Annotated in this window: 19 protein-coding genes and 1 tRNA gene; 9 read left to right on the top strand and 11 right to left on the bottom strand. The window is 64.9% G+C overall.

Translation table 11 applies throughout. From position 1 onward, the window contains the following. The first annotated feature begins 89 nt into the window (after positions 1-89). Positions 90-1292, top strand: a complete 1203-nt coding sequence (locus AC5Y39_RS19150; RefSeq protein ID WP_500019369.1) for a cytochrome P450 — start codon at positions 90-92, stop codon at positions 1290-1292. Here AC5Y39_RS19150 and AC5Y39_RS19145 read toward each other — a convergent pair. Further along, positions 1285-2349 carry an amidohydrolase family protein gene (locus AC5Y39_RS19145; RefSeq protein ID WP_500019371.1) on the bottom strand — a complete coding sequence of 355 codons (1065 nt, stop codon included), beginning with the start codon at positions 2347-2349 and terminating at the stop codon, positions 1285-1287. The genes AC5Y39_RS19150 and AC5Y39_RS19145 overlap by 8 nt on opposite strands. A 108-nt stretch (positions 2350-2457) precedes the next feature. Beyond that, positions 2458-2895, bottom strand: a complete 438-nt coding sequence (locus AC5Y39_RS19140; protein ID WP_500019373.1) for a type III secretion system chaperone family protein — start codon at positions 2893-2895, stop codon at positions 2458-2460. 163 nt (positions 2896-3058) lie between these two features. Here AC5Y39_RS19140 and AC5Y39_RS19135 point away from each other — a divergent pair, with 163 nt between their 5' ends. After that, positions 3059-3754, top strand: a complete 696-nt coding sequence (locus AC5Y39_RS19135) for a M15 family metallopeptidase (protein ID WP_500019375.1) — start codon at positions 3059-3061, stop codon at positions 3752-3754. An 8-nt stretch (positions 3755-3762) separates the two neighbouring features. Here AC5Y39_RS19135 and AC5Y39_RS19130 read toward each other — a convergent pair whose 3' ends face one another. Further along, positions 3763-4077 carry a WhiB family transcriptional regulator gene (locus AC5Y39_RS19130; protein ID WP_500019377.1) on the bottom strand — a complete coding sequence of 105 codons (315 nt, stop codon included), beginning with the start codon at positions 4075-4077 and terminating at the stop codon, positions 3763-3765. A 613-nt stretch (positions 4078-4690) separates the two neighbouring features. On the opposite strand from AC5Y39_RS19130, the gene AC5Y39_RS19125 reads away from it, so the two are divergent. Together AC5Y39_RS19125 and AC5Y39_RS19120 are read left to right on the top strand one after the other, a co-directional pair. Continuing rightward, positions 4691-5395 (top strand): pentapeptide repeat-containing protein, encoded by a 705-nt coding sequence (locus AC5Y39_RS19125; RefSeq protein WP_500019379.1) that lies wholly within the window; start codon positions 4691-4693, stop codon positions 5393-5395. Positions 5396-5405: 10 nt separating this feature from the next. Continuing rightward, the gene (locus AC5Y39_RS19120) at positions 5406-5906 is read left to right on the top strand and encodes a hypothetical protein (RefSeq protein ID WP_500019381.1); all 501 of its coding nucleotides are present in this window, start codon (positions 5406-5408) and stop codon (positions 5904-5906) included. Between the two features lie 403 nt (positions 5907-6309). On the opposite strand, the gene AC5Y39_RS19115 is transcribed toward AC5Y39_RS19120, so the two are convergent. After that, complete coding sequence (locus tag AC5Y39_RS19115; RefSeq protein ID WP_500019383.1) at positions 6310-7320, bottom strand: pyridoxamine 5'-phosphate oxidase family protein; 1011 nt, start codon at positions 7318-7320, stop codon at positions 6310-6312. Between AC5Y39_RS19115 and AC5Y39_RS19110 the strand changes: the two genes are divergently transcribed. Continuing rightward, positions 7305-7901, top strand: coding sequence for a TetR-like C-terminal domain-containing protein (locus AC5Y39_RS19110; RefSeq protein ID WP_500019385.1), 597 nt, complete (start codon positions 7305-7307; stop codon positions 7899-7901). The two genes, AC5Y39_RS19115 and AC5Y39_RS19110, sit on opposite strands and share 16 nt — an antisense overlap. A 117-nt stretch (positions 7902-8018) precedes the next feature. Here AC5Y39_RS19110 and AC5Y39_RS19105 read toward each other — a convergent pair. The 5 genes from AC5Y39_RS19105 to AC5Y39_RS19085 form a co-directional block, all read right to left on the bottom strand. Continuing rightward, a tRNA-Ala gene (locus AC5Y39_RS19105) sits at positions 8019-8094 on the bottom strand. Positions 8095-8138: 44 nt separating this feature from the next. Further along, a complete protein-coding gene (gene sepX, locus AC5Y39_RS19100) occupies positions 8139-9083 on the bottom strand; it encodes a divisome protein SepX/GlpR (RefSeq protein ID WP_500019387.1) in 945 nt (314 codons plus the stop codon). Between the two features lie 106 nt (positions 9084-9189). After that, positions 9190-9843, bottom strand: coding sequence for a GNAT family N-acetyltransferase (locus AC5Y39_RS19095; protein ID WP_500019389.1), 654 nt, complete (start codon positions 9841-9843; stop codon positions 9190-9192). A 12-nt stretch (positions 9844-9855) separates the two neighbouring features. Next, positions 9856-11094 carry a molybdotransferase-like divisome protein Glp gene (glp, locus tag AC5Y39_RS19090; RefSeq protein WP_500019391.1) on the bottom strand — a complete coding sequence of 413 codons (1239 nt, stop codon included), beginning with the start codon at positions 11092-11094 and terminating at the stop codon, positions 9856-9858. Positions 11095-11134: 40 nt separating this feature from the next. Next, the gene (locus AC5Y39_RS19085) at positions 11135-12043 is read right to left on the bottom strand and encodes a UTP--glucose-1-phosphate uridylyltransferase (protein WP_500019393.1); all 909 of its coding nucleotides are present in this window, start codon (positions 12041-12043) and stop codon (positions 11135-11137) included. Between the two features lie 71 nt (positions 12044-12114). On the opposite strand from AC5Y39_RS19085, the gene AC5Y39_RS19080 reads away from it, so the two are divergent. The 4 genes from AC5Y39_RS19080 (at position 12115) to mscL (ending at position 14321) form a co-directional block, all read left to right on the top strand. Beyond that, a complete protein-coding gene (locus tag AC5Y39_RS19080; protein ID WP_500019395.1) occupies positions 12115-12699 on the top strand; it encodes a 5-formyltetrahydrofolate cyclo-ligase in 585 nt (194 codons plus the stop codon). 79 nt (positions 12700-12778) lie between these two features. After that, on the top strand, positions 12779-13078 hold the full coding sequence (locus tag AC5Y39_RS19075) for an FmdB family zinc ribbon protein (protein ID WP_500019397.1): 300 nt from the start codon (positions 12779-12781) through the stop codon (positions 13076-13078). 110 nt (positions 13079-13188) lie between these two features. After that, a complete protein-coding gene (locus AC5Y39_RS19070) occupies positions 13189-13809 on the top strand; it encodes an SAF domain-containing protein (RefSeq protein ID WP_500019532.1) in 621 nt (206 codons plus the stop codon). A gap of 47 nt (positions 13810-13856) precedes the next feature. Continuing rightward, on the top strand, positions 13857-14321 hold the full coding sequence (gene mscL / locus AC5Y39_RS19065) for a large-conductance mechanosensitive channel protein MscL (RefSeq protein ID WP_500019399.1): 465 nt from the start codon (positions 13857-13859) through the stop codon (positions 14319-14321). A gap of 65 nt (positions 14322-14386) precedes the next feature. Here mscL and mspA read toward each other — a convergent pair whose 3' ends face one another. Together mspA and AC5Y39_RS19055 are read right to left on the bottom strand one after the other, a co-directional pair. Then, positions 14387-15016: a porin MspA gene (gene mspA / locus AC5Y39_RS19060; protein ID WP_500019401.1), complete on the bottom strand. Its 630-nt coding sequence runs from the start codon at positions 15014-15016 to the stop codon at positions 14387-14389. Positions 15017-15557: 541 nt separating this feature from the next. Further along, complete coding sequence (locus AC5Y39_RS19055) at positions 15558-16097, bottom strand: MogA/MoaB family molybdenum cofactor biosynthesis protein (RefSeq protein WP_499907436.1); 540 nt, start codon at positions 16095-16097, stop codon at positions 15558-15560. Between the last annotated feature and the right edge of the window lies 1 nt (position 16098).

Raw genomic sequence — 16098 nt, 5'->3', positions numbered from 1 at the left:
CCGCCTGGCCCCATAAACGGCGCAGCGCCTTGACCCCGTTTCATTAAAATAGTAAAGATAGGGCGACGGAGGCTCTGCAGGGAGGTGCGGTGACGGTCAGCACCGATGCGATCACGCTGGACCCCTCGGGCGATCCGTACCCGTTCTTCGAGCACAAGCGCAAGACCGAACCGGTGTGGCGCGGAACCGTGATGGATCATTCGAAGGCGCCCCCCGAACTGATTCCCGACGAAGAGTGGACGCTGTTCGACTACGACAGTGTCTTTCGCGCATTCCGTGACGACGAGGTCTTCAGCTCACACGGCTACGACCAGACCATCGGGCTGGTGATCGGGCCGACGATCTTGGCCATGCACGGAAAGCAGCATCACGACCATCGCAGTCTGGTCGCCAAGGCGTTCCGGGCCAGTGCGCTCGAGCGCTGGGAACCCGCCGTCATCGACCCGATCTGCAACGAGCTCGTCGACGAGATCAAGAACCGCGGCACCGCGGACCTCGTCGCGTCGGTCACGTTCGAGTTCCCGACGCGCGTCACCGCGGCGCTGCTGGGCTTGCCGCGCGAGGACCTCGACATGTTCCGCCGGCTGTCGTTCGACTTGATCTCGATCGCGCAGGACATCGAAGCGGGCCTCATAGCATCGGTCAAGTTGCACGACTACTTCCTGGAACAGGTGGAGCAGCGGCGAAAGACGATGACCGACGACGTCATCGGAGACTTGGTGGCCGCCGAGATCGACGGAGAAAAGCTCACTGACGAGGCGATCATTTCGTTTCTGCGGCTCCTGCTGCCCGCCGGGCTGGAAACCACCTACCGCTCGTCGGGCAATCTTCTCTATCTCCTGCTGACGCACCCCGAGCAGCTCCATGCGGTGCAAACCGACCGGTCGCTGATTCCTGCCGCGATCGAGGAGGGTTTGCGCTACGAGACCCCGCTGATCAGCGTGCCGCGCACCACCACCCGCGATGTCGAGATGCATGGTGTGACGATTCCGGCCGGCGCCGCAGTCAACCTGTGCACCGGCTCGGCGAACCGCGACGAAACCCGATGGGAACACGCGGACGTCTTCGACATCCACCGAAAAAGATTGCCGCACATCGCATTCGCTGGTGGCATTCACATGTGCTTGGGCATGCATCTGGCGCGCGTGGAGACCAGCGCGATGCTCAACAGCCTCTTCGATCGCGTCACCAACCTCGAACTGGTGCCCGACGAGGACACGAAGATCACCGGTATGCCGTTCCGCTCGCCGACGAAGCTTCCCGTAACGTTTCGGCAGCGGCCGCCTACGTAAGGCCGTAGAACCGCTGCGCGTTACCGGCGGCGATCTTCGCGCGGGTGTCCTCACCGATGTCTGCACGGGTCCGCAGCGGCTTGGTGCTTTCCGGCCACTCACCGTCCCAGTGCGGATAGTCGCTGGCGAACATGATGAAGTCGTCGCCGAGTACGTCGACCACTCCGGGCAGGATCGGTTCCTCGGGCTCACAGGTTGTCCAGATGTTCCCGGCGGCCAGATAGTCGTGTGGGTCGCGCTGCCAGCCACCGTCGATCCAATCGCCGCGCTTCTCGAAGTGCTCGTGCAGCCGGTCGACGAAGAACGGCACCCAGCCGGCGCCGGCTTCCAGAAACGCCACGCGAAGCGCCGGATGCCGGTCGAAAACTCCGCCGGACACCAGTGCCGTCATCGCGGTCATTTGGTCGAACGGAAAGCTGATGCAGTGCACATGAATGTAGTTGGTGAATCGGTCCACGCCGATCTTCGGCAGATGGATGCCGGGTGCGCCATGGATGCCCAACGGCATGTCGAGGTCGACGGCGGCGGCGTAGAACGGGTCGAGGTCGGGATGGTCCAGATTGCGTGTCTTGAGTGCGGGCGGAATGTGGGTGGCCACCAGGCCGAGGTCCTTCGCCTCTCGCATGACGTCGATTGCGACGTCGCCGTGTTCGATCGGCGTGACAGCCACGCCACGCAGCCGGCCACCTGACGATGCGCAGTAGTCGGCAATCCACTGGTTGTACAGGCGAGCGAATCCTGCTGCGAATTCCGGATTTTCGAGGGTAGGTGTGCACAGACCCAGGCTCGGATACAACACCATCGTGTCGATCTGGTCGCGGTCCGCGTCACCGAGTACACCCTCGGCGGACCTGCAGTTGATACCGGGAGCCGCGCTGCGCCCATGCTCGGTCGGACAACCTGCTCCTGGCCCGCTGTCTTCGGGGTAGTTGCGGCCTTCGATCACCAGCCCGCGGCCGTCGGGGCGCGGCTTGACGAGGTCAGGCCAGCGCTGCAGGGCTTCCACCGCAAGCGAAGCGCCCTCGGCAACGTGGCCGTCGGCGTCGATGATGCGCATTCGCTCCCCTCACTCGCCCACCGTCCGGCGGATGCGGTGTCCCGCTATTTTAGCGATGTTAGGCGGAAGCGTCGTCCTTCGAGCGAATGTTGTTATAGGACAACGACATCAGCTGGCGTCGAGCAACACCGGCGGCGCGAACTCCGCGAACAGCGTGACGGCGGAGCGGATAGTGCGGTCGGCGAAGCTCAGGAATTCGTCGGCACCAAGTGAAGCGGAACAGGAGTCCTCCGCGACGACGCCGAGCCGGTTGGGGTCCGACGATTCGTGGACCACTGCTTGGGGCCGCCGCTGTTCGGCATTCCAATGGCGCGCGAACTCCTCCAGCCGGTCACGGTCGGCAGCGGGAAAATAGTAGGCCGGCGCGATTCGAATCTCGACGACCTCAGGGCGCCCCGGCGGCACCTCGAAGTGGACATGGAAGCGCCCGTGGCGGACCGTCAAGACGAAGAAGTATTCGGCGTCGTGGCGACCGCGGAAGTACCGCAGCTTGCGGGTCCGCAGATAGCGTTCGATCGGCTCGGTGCCGCCTGGTTCGGTGCTCATGAGCGCTCCAAGAGTTTGGCGAGAGAGCAGGGCAGAGTCATCCTGCGTGCCGGGCCTTGTCAAAACCTTGGAGGCAAGACGGCATTCTCCCAAGAATCTGGTGAGAATCTGTTGAGTGCCCGGGCGGAGGCTGAGTGAGGAATCGCGGCGGCACAATGCAGTGATGCGGTCGGTGCGCCTGGGTGTGGCTGTTGTCGTCGTTGCGGTCGGCGCTGGCTGCAGCGCACCCCGCGCGACGCCGCCGCAGGATGTACCGGACGTCGTCCCCGTCGCCACGACGACCACGTCGCCCATCGCAGGTCTGGCGCCGGTCAGCGACGCGGCCCGCGCGGCGGGATTGGTCGACGTGCGCACCGTCGTGCCGGATGCCGTCATCGATCTGCGCTATGCCACGCCCGACAACTTCGTCGGCGTCCCAATGTATCCCGCCGACGCGCGCTGCCTGGTGCACGAATCGATGGCCCGTGGCTTGGCAGCCGCCGCGGAGCGATTGCGTCCAGAAGTGTTGCGGTTCTGGGACTGTTACCGGCCGCATGACGTGCAAGTGCGGATGTGGGCGGCCGTGCCGAATCCGGCCTGGGTGGCGCGACCGGGCCCGTACGCTCGCAGCCACGAAGCCGGGCGGTCGGTGGATGTGACCATCGACGGTGTCGACATGGGCACCGACTTCGACGACTTTTCTTCGCGCGCAACGGCCTTCGCGACGCAGGGGGTGACGACTGCACAGCAGGCGAATCGGGTGCGACTTCGGGCGGCGATGGAGGCCGGAGGCTTGGCGGTGTACTCGGGCGAGTGGTGGCACTTCGATGGGCCGGGCGCATACGTCGAGCGGCCGATCCTGGACGTGCCGGTCACCTGACGACCGGCCTACGCCAATTTGCCGGTGCTACGCCTGCGCTGCGCGGCGAAGAAATCGGCCCATGACTGCACCTCGGGATGCTGCTTGAGCAGCGCCCTGCGCTGGCGCTCGGTCATGCCGCCCCACACGCCGAACTCCATCTCGTTGTCAAGTGCTTCCGCGGCGCATTCGACGATGACGGGACAGTGCCGGCAGATCGTCTGGGCGGCTTTGCGCTGGGCGGCTCCGCGGACGAAGAGTTCGTCCGGATCGGTCGATCGGCATCGTGCCCTCGACACCCACTCGCCGGGCGGTGCGGGGGCCGGGCTGATGAAGTGCGTCATGCGAAGCTCTCTGTCAATGCAAGACGGGGCGTATTAACGCTCACGTCAGAAATTTAGTTAGCTGCGGTAGACGGATCACCGCTTTGACGGTTTGCCTACCCGACACCAAACCTAAAATTCGCTTGCTCGGCTCGTAACTACACAAGTACTCAAGGTCGTAGGGACCAAGGTCCCTCGCGATCCTCCGAGCCGACAGGCGTTTGCCACCGATGATCGCGATGCAGTCGAGCCCAGCGCAGTCAGATCGGCGTGGTCACCGAAGGGGTTTGCCGGCCGCACCGACGGTGCTCTACGGGCAAGTCACCTCGTCAAGCCTTCGGTGCCGGCGACATCTAAACGCTGATCAGCCAGAACTCGGCGAGTATCAAGGGCGACACAGTGGTGCTCCGCGAAACGCATGTCAGCGATCCGCGACGGCGAGACCGTGCGCGTGCAGGCCTAGCGAAAAACCGCGCTCCGCAGCATTTATCTTGCCGTTGTCCGGCTTGCGATTGCACGCACGCAGAGCGCTTACGGCGCCGTCTGGCCTTCTGCGACGGCGCGCCATCACCGCGAACCGAAATACAGCCGCTATTTTGCAGCTTGTGGTGCGCTTCCACAGAAAGGGGCTTCGATGTGGCAAGCCGCTCAGGGAGCAATCGCTGTCGTAGGAGCTACCCTTGCCGCTCTCCTTGGAATCCTGAAGTACTTCAATTACCGAAGCAGGAGAGACGTTCGTGCTGCAGTGGGGGCGTCATTTGCCCTTACTGTAGACAGAATCGCATCCGACAACGAAACGGTGCGGATGACCGGAGCGGTTTTGCTGCGACGGTTCTTCGACGAACATACAGAACAAGGAGCGGCGGGAACGCCATACATCAAAGAGGCAATAGAGGTGATCGCTGGCATGCTGCGAGCCGAGAAATCACCTCGCATCAGGAAAGTGCTAGCGGACGGCCTGCATTACGCGAATGACTTGGTGGGAGCGGATTTGCAGAACTGCCACCTCGAAAACGCCTACATCGGGAGGAAGCCTGATGAGAAGCGAGCCGTAGATCTCTCCGGTGCTGACTTGTTCGAATCCAATTGCACCGGCGCATCTTTCAGAGATGTGACTGCAATAAACACCGTGTTCTATAGGGCGATCCTTGAGGGTACGGTTCTGAAGGGAGCTAATTGTCAGAACGCTGACTTTCGTGAGGCACAGTTGACAGGCTCCAAGTTCAGCGGCGCGAAGATCGAGGGAGCGAATTTTGCGGGTGCGCAAGGTATCCCTGAAGAAGTGGCGAACCTGCTGGACAACGATCTGGTAGGGGTACCAGGAGCAATGGTGCCCTAGGGCAGCTCCGATGAGTCCTATCGTTTTCCTTTGCCAGCCGTCGGGGCTGACTTCACTTCAGCAAAAGATCAGCGACTGGTGGCATGACTATCTGTCGACTCTCGACTTCTCGGTCGAACAACTTCGTCGAGAGTCCTACCGCGACGATCCCTGGCCCGACTTACTGCGATTCTTCGGTTCATGTGACGGCGTGCTGGTATTGGGATTCCGGCAATTGACGATTCACTCGGGTGGCTGGCGACTTGGCACGAAGGAGGAGGCTGACGTGGCCGGAACCTTGACTTCCCCTTGGCTGCATACCGAGACAGGGATGGCGGTAGCAGCTCAGGTGCCAGTCCTGGTGGCACCTGAATTCGGCGTATCCGAGGGAGTTTTCGCTTCCGAGAGCTGGACGGGACGGCTACTGAAGACGAGTGCTGAGGCCCCAGATTTCCGCGTCATAGAGCGGTGGGCAGCCTCTGTTGCGGCCCATCGGGCTCAGATCTTTGCGAGCAGTACATCGCCTGCTTGACGTCGGTACAAAAGCAAGTGGAGTGCATTGCGGTTGTCGGACACCATGATGGAAGCCTCGGAAGTATCGGAGTTTGAGGCGACCAAGTCTGTGGCCAGCCAACTCGGCATCTCGAAGGAATCTCCAAGGAATCGGTGCGCCGGTGGCGCCGAGCAACTGGTGACGAGTGCTCACACGGGCGTCGCCAAGCTGAGTTCCGCTAAGAGCGGGAGCGGTGTTAGTTGCCACACACCTTCTGTCTCACAGTCTCAGAATCAGTCAATATGCTGACCACGGTTTCGAAGCGTATTTGAGACGAAACGCTCTGGACATTTCGATAGCGCAGAGAAACTCATCTCTTCGTCGCAATTCATTGAGACACATCAACTCGTCGAGTTGACCGGATGCATGCGCCACGTTGTCGTTACCGATCGGTCTTGGCGCCGCGTCGGGCGGCGAAGCCGATGATGAGCCGATACAGCGTCGCCGAAGGCGGCATTTGAAAACCGTAAGCCGTGTGGGGGCGGTAGACGGCTGTGCGGCAGCTTGGTTCGACATCCAACCAGCCGGTATGGATGCGCTGCTGTTCGCCGTGTTCGTGACGGCTGAATGTGTGTGCGGTGAGTCCGGCTCGGCGGCCACCGGTGGGCAGTATCGGGGCGGAGGTGGCGAGTCGAAGGCCGTCCGCGGTGCTGCCGGTGATCGTCACCGGCACGAGTATGGGCAAGCCGTCATCTCCAACCCAGCCGAGGATCACATTGGCCAGCCGGGTGGCACGATTGGCGACTCGACTTACGTCGACACGGGGATCGGTGCCTCCGCTGGGCGGTTTATGCGGTTGCGCAGGCGGCGGCAACGGTGGCCCGTAGACGCGTACCGGGCCAGCTGCGGCGAGGTCGGGCCACACGATGATGCGCTGCACCGCAATATCGACAGGTATCCGGGTGTGGTAAGCCCGCAGCCACCAGTTCCACAATCCACCCGGGGGCGATCCCTCCTTTTCATCCCAACGCTGACCGATCGTCGACGGGAAATCACGCACTGGTGCACACACTTCAGCGGCGCCTTGAACGACGACGTATTCGGGCCGAGTGGAATCGCTGTAGGCACGACTGTGAAACGCCAGCGCCACGTTCGGATTGGCCAAAATACGCTCGATTTTCTTTCGAGCGCCGATGGAGCTGTTGACGCGGACGACCCCCGATTCTCTCTCATGGACAGCGAAATTCGTCATCGGCGCGATGACCACGCCATGCGCCGGGGTGACCGACGCAAGGGCGACAACCTGATCACCGCAGAGGATCTCGTCGAGTTCCCTCGGCCACTGAACGGTCAACTCCACCGCCTTGTCAATGCATAAGTGTCTCGTCAACTGTTGTCGAGACATATGTGTATTGTCAAGCTGGTAACGTTGAGTAGGTGGCGAATAGGGCACCGCGGAAGCACAGCGGTCGGCGTCGCAACGAGGAAGCGCGTCGAGCGATCCTGTCGGCTGTCATCACCCTGATCCAGAAAACGGGTGGCAAGGGGGTCACGGTAGAGGCCGCGGCTGCCGAAGCCGGCGTCGGTCGACAGACCATCTACCGCTGGTGGCCGCGTAAGGGGCCATTGATCGCCGAGGCGCTGGCCGAACGCGCGCAGGAAGTCATCGACATACCCGACACCGGCAACTTCCGCAACGACCTGATCCAGTTCCTGACCGCAGCCTTCGCCGACGCCAGGTCCAATGCCAACATCCTGCGAGGATTCATGGCCTTGTCCCAGCAAGATCCGGACGTCGCGGCCATCGCACCTGACTTCGCCGCCATCCGACGCGCCCCGTTACGAACTCTGCTCGATCGCGGACGCCGCAGCGGTGAGCTGCTTCCGAACGCCGACCTCGCAACACTGGAAGACCTTGCCTACGGGTTCCTGTGGTACCGGCTGCTGTTGAACCACGCTCCCCTCGACGCTGCCGCCGCCAACCAGCTCGCCGACGCGCTTATCGCTGCCAGCACGACGAACGCCCGGAGATAGGACCCTCTCGCCACAGCGTGGCGGATCGGCTCGACTCGGCCATTGAAGCTGCTGCGGACGATCCGCGGACGGCCTCAGAAGGCTGATGCCCAACGAAGGCTTTGACCTGCGCAGATGTGGTGGAGCTAAGGGGATTCGAACCCCTGACCTACTCGATGCGAACGAGTCGCGCTACCAACTGCGCCATAGCCCCTGGTCGCTAGCAGGTTACCAGCCGAGGCGCCCAGGCCAGAAAACCTACTGGCCAGCGGCCTTGGGCAGGTGGTACTCCATCGGACCTGGCGCGTAGTCCAGGTGCTCGAAAATCGGGTCCTCGTCGTCGATTTCGAGCACGGCGGCGCCGGGCTGGCGCACGCGCGCCGGAACGTCGTACTCAGGGTCGGCGGTGTTCGGCACTCCGATCCGCGACCGCGCCATCCGCTGCATCCGGCGGCGACGCACCTGCTCCTCGATGCGGGTCTGCCGACGCAGATACGCCAGGTACAGGATCGTGATCACACCCGCGGCGCCACAGGCCCACCACCCCGACGGCCACACCGTGACCGCCGCGATCGTCGTCGCCACCAAAATCAGCGACATCGCCGACAGCACGCGCTTGCGGAACCGGTACTTGCGGGCGCTGACCGCCGCGGCGGTCTTCGACTCGTACAAGCGCCGGCGCGGCGGCACCGACGTCGCTGCGGTCGGCGGGTCCTCCTCTGACTCCAGACCGGAGGTGTCCTCGACGTATTCGTACTCGTCGGAGGTGCCGTCGTCGGGCGCCTCGGCCAACTCCTCGGCGTCATCAGCCGCGACCGGCTCCGGCTCAGTGTCTTCGGCTTCGGCTTGGCTCGCGCCGACCGGCAAGGCCCCCGAGTCCTCTTCGACGATGTCGACGTCGATGATGTCCGGCTCTGCGGTCGCGTCTGCCGCTTTCAGTACGACGGCCTTGTCCGCGGGTTCGTCGTCGTCGAAGTCATCGTCCTCGTCGACCGGCTGCCAATCCGGGTCGCTGCGGTGCCCGTCGGCCGGGCCCCGCTTCTTGAGCCTGGCGCTCGCGCCGCTGTTGAGCACCCGGGTGGCCAGCGCCACGTCACTGGTGCGCCGCACCGCCTCGCGCTTGCTGATCAGCATCGGCACCAAGACGAAGAGCCAGAGCACCACCAGAGAAATCCACAGAAGTGATTGCGGGACGCTTGGCATGGTGCCTGCTCCTTTCGCGCCACGTGACCTGCGCAATTACACACCTGTAATTCGACTCAAGCAAGCACCGACAGGCACATTTGTCACATCTGTAACAGAGCGTCGGCTAGGACCAGCGTGCCTGGCCGGCCCGCACCAGCGTCGACGCCACCGAGCCCTGTACTTCTTCGACCGTGATCGCCACCAGCAGGTGGTCGCGCCATGCTCCGTCGACGTCGAGATAGCGCCGCAGCAGCCCCTCTTCCCGAAAGCCGACCTTCGCGAGCACCCGCCGGCTCGCCGCGTTCTCCGGCCGCACCGTCGCCTCCACCCGGTGCAGCCGCACCGCTGAAAAACAATGGTCCAGACCCAGCGCCAGCGCCCCGGTTGCCACCCCACGCCCGGTGACGGAGCTGGCCACCCAATAGCCGATCCACGCCGAGCGCAAGGCACCATGCGTCACGTTGCCCACCGTCAGCTGCCCGCAGAACTCGCCGTCGAGTTCGATCGCGAACGGCAGCATGCGGCCTTTGCGCGCTTCGCCCCGCAGTCCCGAACACACCGACGGCCACGACGAAACTGTCTGCCGCCGAACCCAATCCGTGTCCGTCGTCGGCTCCCACGGCTCGAGGTGTGCACGGTCGGCCAGCCGGATCCGGCTCCACTGAGGGGCGTCACGCATCCGGACCGGACGCAGCCGCACCGACCCGCCGGGAACGCGGATCGGTCCGACGGTTGCCGGCCACCCCGGATGGACGCCACTACTGCGAAAAATGCTCACTGCGAACAGGATTCAGCCGCGCTGCGCCAAGAACGCAACGCTGACCATCTCGCCGGTCGGAATGTGTTCGGCCTCCGCGGGGACGATCACCAGGCAGTTCGCCTCCGCCAGCGTCGCCAGCAAGTGCGACGACGCCCCCGGACCGCCCAGCACCTGCACGAGGTACTCGTCGGTGTCCTGGTCGCGCATCAGCTGTCCGCGCAGATATCCACGACGACCGCGCACCGACGAAATCGGCGCCAGCGTACGAGCTTCCACGATCCGCCGCATTGGCTGCCGCTTGCCCAGCGACATCCTGATCAGCGGCCGCACCATGACTTCGAACACCACCAGCGCGCTGACCGGGTTGGCCGGCAGCAGAAACGTCGGCACCCCCTCAGGGCCCAGCTGTCCGAAGCCCTGCACCGAGCCGGGATGCATCGCCACACGGGTGATGTCCATCTCGCCGAGCGGCGCCAGCGCCGAGCGCACGGCTTCCGCAGCGGATCCGCCGACCGCCCCGGCGATCACCACCACCTCGGCCCGGTTCAGCTGACCCTCGACGACTTCGCGGAGTTCTTTCGGGTCGCTGCTGATGATTCCGACGCGTGTCACCTCCGCTCCCGCGTCACGCCCCGCTGCTGCCAACGCATACGAATTCACGTCGTAGACCTGGCCGTTGCCGGGCGTGCGGGCGATGTCGACGAGCTCGCTGCCCACGCTCATCACCGACAGCCGCGGCCGCGGATGCACCAGCACCCGCTCCCGCCCCACCGCTGCGAGCAACCCCACCTGTGCCGCACCGATGATCGCGCCTGCGCGCACGGCGACATCGCCCGGCTGCACGTCGTCACCCGCGCGCCGCACATATGCACCCGAGCGGACACCGCGCAACACCCGCACCTTGGATTCGCCGCCGTCGGTCCAGCGCAGCGGCAACACCGCGTCGGCGAGAGTAGGCATCGGCGCACCGGTCTGCACGCGGGCGGCCTGGCGGGGCTGCAACCGGCTCGGCGTCCGTGCACCCGCGTCGATCTCGCCCACCACCGGCAGCCGCACTTCGATGCCGCCGGAGTCGTCGGCCTCGGCCACGTCGACACTGCGCACCGCGTACCCATCGATGGCGGCTTGGTCGAATCCGGGCAGCGGCCGCTCGGTCACCACCTCTTCGGCGCACATCAGGCCCTGTGCTTCGGCGATCGCTACGCGCACCGGCCGCGGCGCGACCGCCGCGGCCATCACCCGCGCCTGCTGCTCTTCAACCGAACGCACAGCATGCCTTCCTGTAGACCGATGAGCGGCCGGCAGGCAGTTACTGCTCCAAACCCAACCGCGCTACCAACCAGCGCCGCAAATCCGGGCCATAGTCGTCACGATCCAACGCAAAGTCAACCGCAGCCTTGAGGTAGCCGCCGGGATTTCCGAGGTCGTGTCGGGACCCGCGGTGCACCACGACGTGCACCGGATGGCCCTCGTCGATTAACAGCGCGATCGCGTCGGTCAACTGGATCTCGCCGCCGGCGCCGCGGGGGACGCGGCGCAGCGCGTCGAAGATCGCGCGATCCAGTAGGTACCGGCCGGCAGCCGCGTACGGCGACGGCGCATCTTCGGGGTCGGGCTTTTCGACCATGCCCTTGACGCGTAATACATTCGGGTTGTTTTCGTCGGAAAGCTTTTCGACCTCGAACACGCCGTAGGCGCTGATCTCCGACTCCGGCACCTCGATTGCGCACAGCACCGACCCGCCGTGTTCGGCGCGCACCTTCGACATGGTTTCCAGCACGCCGGTGGGCAGCACCAGGTCGTCAGGCAGAAGCACTGAGATCGCGTCCTCGTCGTCGGACAGCACCGGCTCGACGCAGCTGACTGCGTGTCCCAGGCCCAACGGCTCGTGCTGGACCACGGACTCCACCTTGATCAGGGCCGGCGCCCGCCGCACCTTCGCCAGCATGGAGGTCTTACCGCGGGCTTCCAGCGTGCCTTCTAGCACCAAGTCATGGACGAAATGGGCGACGACGCTGTCCTTGCCCTCAGACGTGACGATGACGAGCCGCTCGGCGCCGGCCTCCGCCGCCTCCGCCGCGACCAGTTCGATGCCGGGCGTGTCGACGACCGGCAGCAGCTCCTTGGGCACGGTCTTGGTGGCCGGCAAGAACCGCGTGCCCAGACCCGCCGCAGGCACGACCGCCGTGCGCGGTATCGAAACTTCTGGTCGCGTCATCGCACACACCCTAACGCCGCGCCCTGTGACTCCTCTGGCATATAGACGGAACCCCCTGTCATCGTTGCGCAGTGGCGCTCACGCTAAAGGACCGTATCCGGGCCGACCGCGTTGCCGCACGGCAAACGGTCGACGAACAGGTGCGCAGCGCCGAAACTGCGGCTCTCGTTCGGCATTTGCAGACCATTCTCGCCTCCGACGAAGTGGTCGCCGCCTACGCCCCACTGTCGACCGAGCCCGGCTATCCCGGTCTGGCCGACGCCGTGGTCGCGATCTGCGGTTCGGTGCTGTTGCCGATCGCGCGGGCATCCCCCGACGGCATTCCGCTGCCACTGCAGTGGTCGAGGTACCGGGCCGGCCCGCTGGTCGCGGCGCCCTATGGCCTGCTCGAGCCGCCCCCGCCGTGGCTTCCGCCGACCGCGCTGGCCAGCGCGCGAACTGTACTGGTGCCCGCGCTGGCCGTCGACCGGCACGGCGCTCGGCTGGGTCGCGGCGCCGGCTTCTACGACCGCTCGCTGGGATTCCGCGATCCGGCGGCTCGGCTGATCGCCGTGGTGCGCGACGACGAGCTGGTCGACGAGCTGCCGGTGGAGCCGCACGACATCCCGATGACTCATGCGCTGACGCCGGGCTTCGGCTTGATTTCGCTGACCTGATTGGTTTTCGGGGAATGCATGTGGCCCGCTGGCACTTGAATGGGTAGAGTGCTAGCAAGCTGATCTAACGGAGGTTCCTGTGCCGACCTACTCGTATGCGTGCACCGAGTGTGACAACAGGTTCGACGCGGTGCAGGCGTTCACCGACGATGCCCTGACCGAGTGCCCGAAGTGCTCAGGCCGGCTGCGCAAGTTGTTCGGGAAGGTCGGCGTGGTGTTCAAAGGCAGCGGCTTCTACCGCACCGACAGCCGGGCGGCATCAAACGGCTCGTCCAACGGCAAGTCCAACTCGGAATCGTCGACGTCGAGCGAGACGTCGTCGTCGAAGTCCAACGGCGAGGCCAAGTCCTCTCCTGCGCCCGCTGCTGTCGCAAGTTGACGCGTTATCCACAGGACGGTCACGTACCTCCCCCGGAGTCGCCGCTGCGCGCCTAGCGTGACGGCGTGGGGGAATCGCTCAATCCGTCTGCGCTGAATCGTCTTTCGCGGATGCTCCGGCCGGACTGGTCGCGCACCGTCGCGGCGCGCCGGGTCGCGGCGGCGGGACTGGTAGTGCTTGCCGCGGTCGCGGCGTATCGGTCCGACCCCGACGGTGACCGGGTCGACGCAGTGGTGGCGGTTCGCGACCTGGCGCCTGGGCTCGCGCTCACAGTTGACGACGTGCGCGTCGAAAAGCGTTTGGCCACAACGGTTCCCGACGGCGCCCGAGCCGGCGTCGACGACGTCGTAGGCGCGACGCTTGCCGGGCCGGCCCGACGTGGCGAGGTTCTCACCGACGTGCGGCTGCTGGGACCGCGGCTGGCGACGTCCGCCGCGGGTCCCGATGCCCGCATCGTGCCGCTGCACCTAGCCGACTCGGCAGTGCTCGACGTCCTGCGGGCCGGCGACGTCGTCGACGTACTAGCGGCCGGACCATCGAACTCCGGACCGGACACCGCTTCTGCGCCGCACGTGGTGGCGACCGACGCCGTGGTGGTGCTGGTCTCCCCGAAACCCTCACAACGTGGACCCGGCAACGACCGAGTAGTGCTGGTCGCGCTGCCCGCCGCCACCGCCCATCACGTCGCGGGTGTGGCCCTCACCGAGACCGTCACGTTGACGTTCCACTGAGGCTACTGTTCGGTGCACGCCCGCTCACCGAACGACAGGAGAACCGCATGCTCAAGGGTTTCAAGGAGTTTCTGGCCAGGGGCAACATCGTCGATCTGTCGGTAGCGGTGGTCATCGGCACCGCGTTCACGGCCCTGGTCACCGCGTTCACCACCAAGGTTCTGCAGCCGCTGATCAACCGCGTGGGTGCCGGCGGAAACAAGCAATATGGGTTCCTCCAGATCGACATCGGCGGTGGACAGGTCGTCGACTTCAGCGCAGTGGTCACCCAGGCCATCAACTTCGTGCTCGTCGCGGCGGTGGTATACTTCCTGGTGGTCCTGCCGTACAACACCTTCCGCAAGCGCGGTGAGGTGGAGCAGGCCCAGGACACGGAGTTGTCGATCCTGACCGAGATCCGCGACCTTCTGGCGACCAACGGCCAGGGCACCGGCCGCCACGGGTCGGTGTCAGGGCCCGGTACCGGCCCGAGCCCGGACACCGCGAAGACGACCAGCGCCGACAGGTCGTAGCACCCGACGTATGCAATCAGCCCCCGGCCGGTTGGCCGGGGGCTGATTGCTCTGCGACTAGGGCGTCAGTTCATGTTCCACGGTTCGCCATAGGTGGTGACGCTGTCACCGTCCTTGGAGATGAGCCGTGCGAACGGGCGCAGCAGCACACCGCCGGCCGCACCGGTCACCGTGCCGTGTGCATTGCTCACGGCCACGCCGCCGTCCGGCCCGGAGACATCCACCGAGAACGTCGCGACCTCCTGGATACCGGGGCCGTTGCCCAGGTCCGCGCTGATCGACGCACCGGGGAACAGCGGCGGGCTGGTGACCACCAGAGCCGGCACGGGCGCGATCTCCGTCTGGTCCAGGTTGAGGTTCGGCGTCGTATAGCTGAAGTTCACGCCCACGCCCAGCGACCAGGGGAACCCGATCTGGTAACCGAGCTCCAAGGTGCCGTTGAACGCATCCGCGCCCGGGCCGGTCACGTGATAGATCGCCCGCCCCGAATGGAACCACTCACGGGTCAGCCGGTTGCGGTCCAGCGGATAGACGCCGTTGAGGAAGGTGTCCCACTGCTGAATCACCAGCGTGCGGCCTTTGCCGTCGACCACGCTCAGCTCATTGTCCAGCCCCGCATGCGACGTGCCCGCACCCACGAACAGCGCCGCCACGGCAGCGATCAGAGCCACCAGTACTCGACCGATAACTTTCATGTTCTCCCTAGCCATGTCGCCGGTGATCAAAGTAGACCACCGAGTGTCGTTTGGTGGTGTATCAGACCGCTGACACCACGACGTCGGACATCCAAATGAGACTCAAATGAGATTTGCTCTCAGGCTGTCCTTAACTATCGCTCATCGTTGTCAGGAGGAACATAACGGCGGCTCCACCGCTTGAGCAACGCGTGGGACACGACGAATTCCCGTGCAACTGGGTTCACGACGCTTTGCTCCCCGGCTTCGAACCCCTTGTCCAACTATCAGCGGGAGGCTATCGGCGCCCGTGCCCGGCCGCCATGGCGCCACGGTGCCCGCAACCCCTCTGCCAGGATTTATAGGCCGCAAGGACGGCGATCCGGAGCGGCAGTCGCTGACATTTCCAAAAGCTCGACATGGCGTTCAGCAGGGTTCGCTACAGGACGCCGCTTACTCCAACGTCAAAACTGATGGCGCCACCGAGTGTGATTAAGGTCACAACTGTTTGCAAACTCGCTGTTAACGGGCTGTTCCGCCGTTGTGAAGCGGGCCGCCGCGTCTAGATCTCGAGACTCGACAGCTCGCCGATGATTTGGGTCGCCAGCGGGTTCAGCGTGGCCATGCCGTCGCGCACCGCGTACCTGGAGCCGGCCAGATTGACCACCAGCGTGCTGCCGGAGATGCCGGCCAGCCCGCGTGACAGCCCGGCGTCGGTGATGCCCGCCGACAATCCTGACGCGCGCAACGCCTCCGCGATACCCAACAACTCGCGGTCGAGAATGTCGCGCGTAGCCTCCGGCGTCACGTCGCGCGGCGTCACGCCCGTGCCACCGACCGACACCACCAAGTCCACCCCGCCGATCACCGCCGTGTTCAACGCGTTGCGGATCTCGACCTCGTCGGCGGACACCAGCACCACACCGTCGACGACGAAACCGGCCTCCGTGAGAAGCTCCGTGACCAGCGGCCCGCTGTGGTCTTCCTCGTCGCCGTGCGCGGTGCGATCGTCGACGACGACCACAAGTGCGCGGCCCACCAACTCCACCGGCTTTTCCATGGATGCCACCGTATATCCGCGCGCCGACACCGGCGTCACCATC

The organism is Mycobacterium sp. NGS39 (assembly GCF_059812765.1).
The sequence above is the reverse complement of the archived record's forward strand: the minus strand, read 5'-3'. Positions and strand labels throughout refer to the sequence as shown.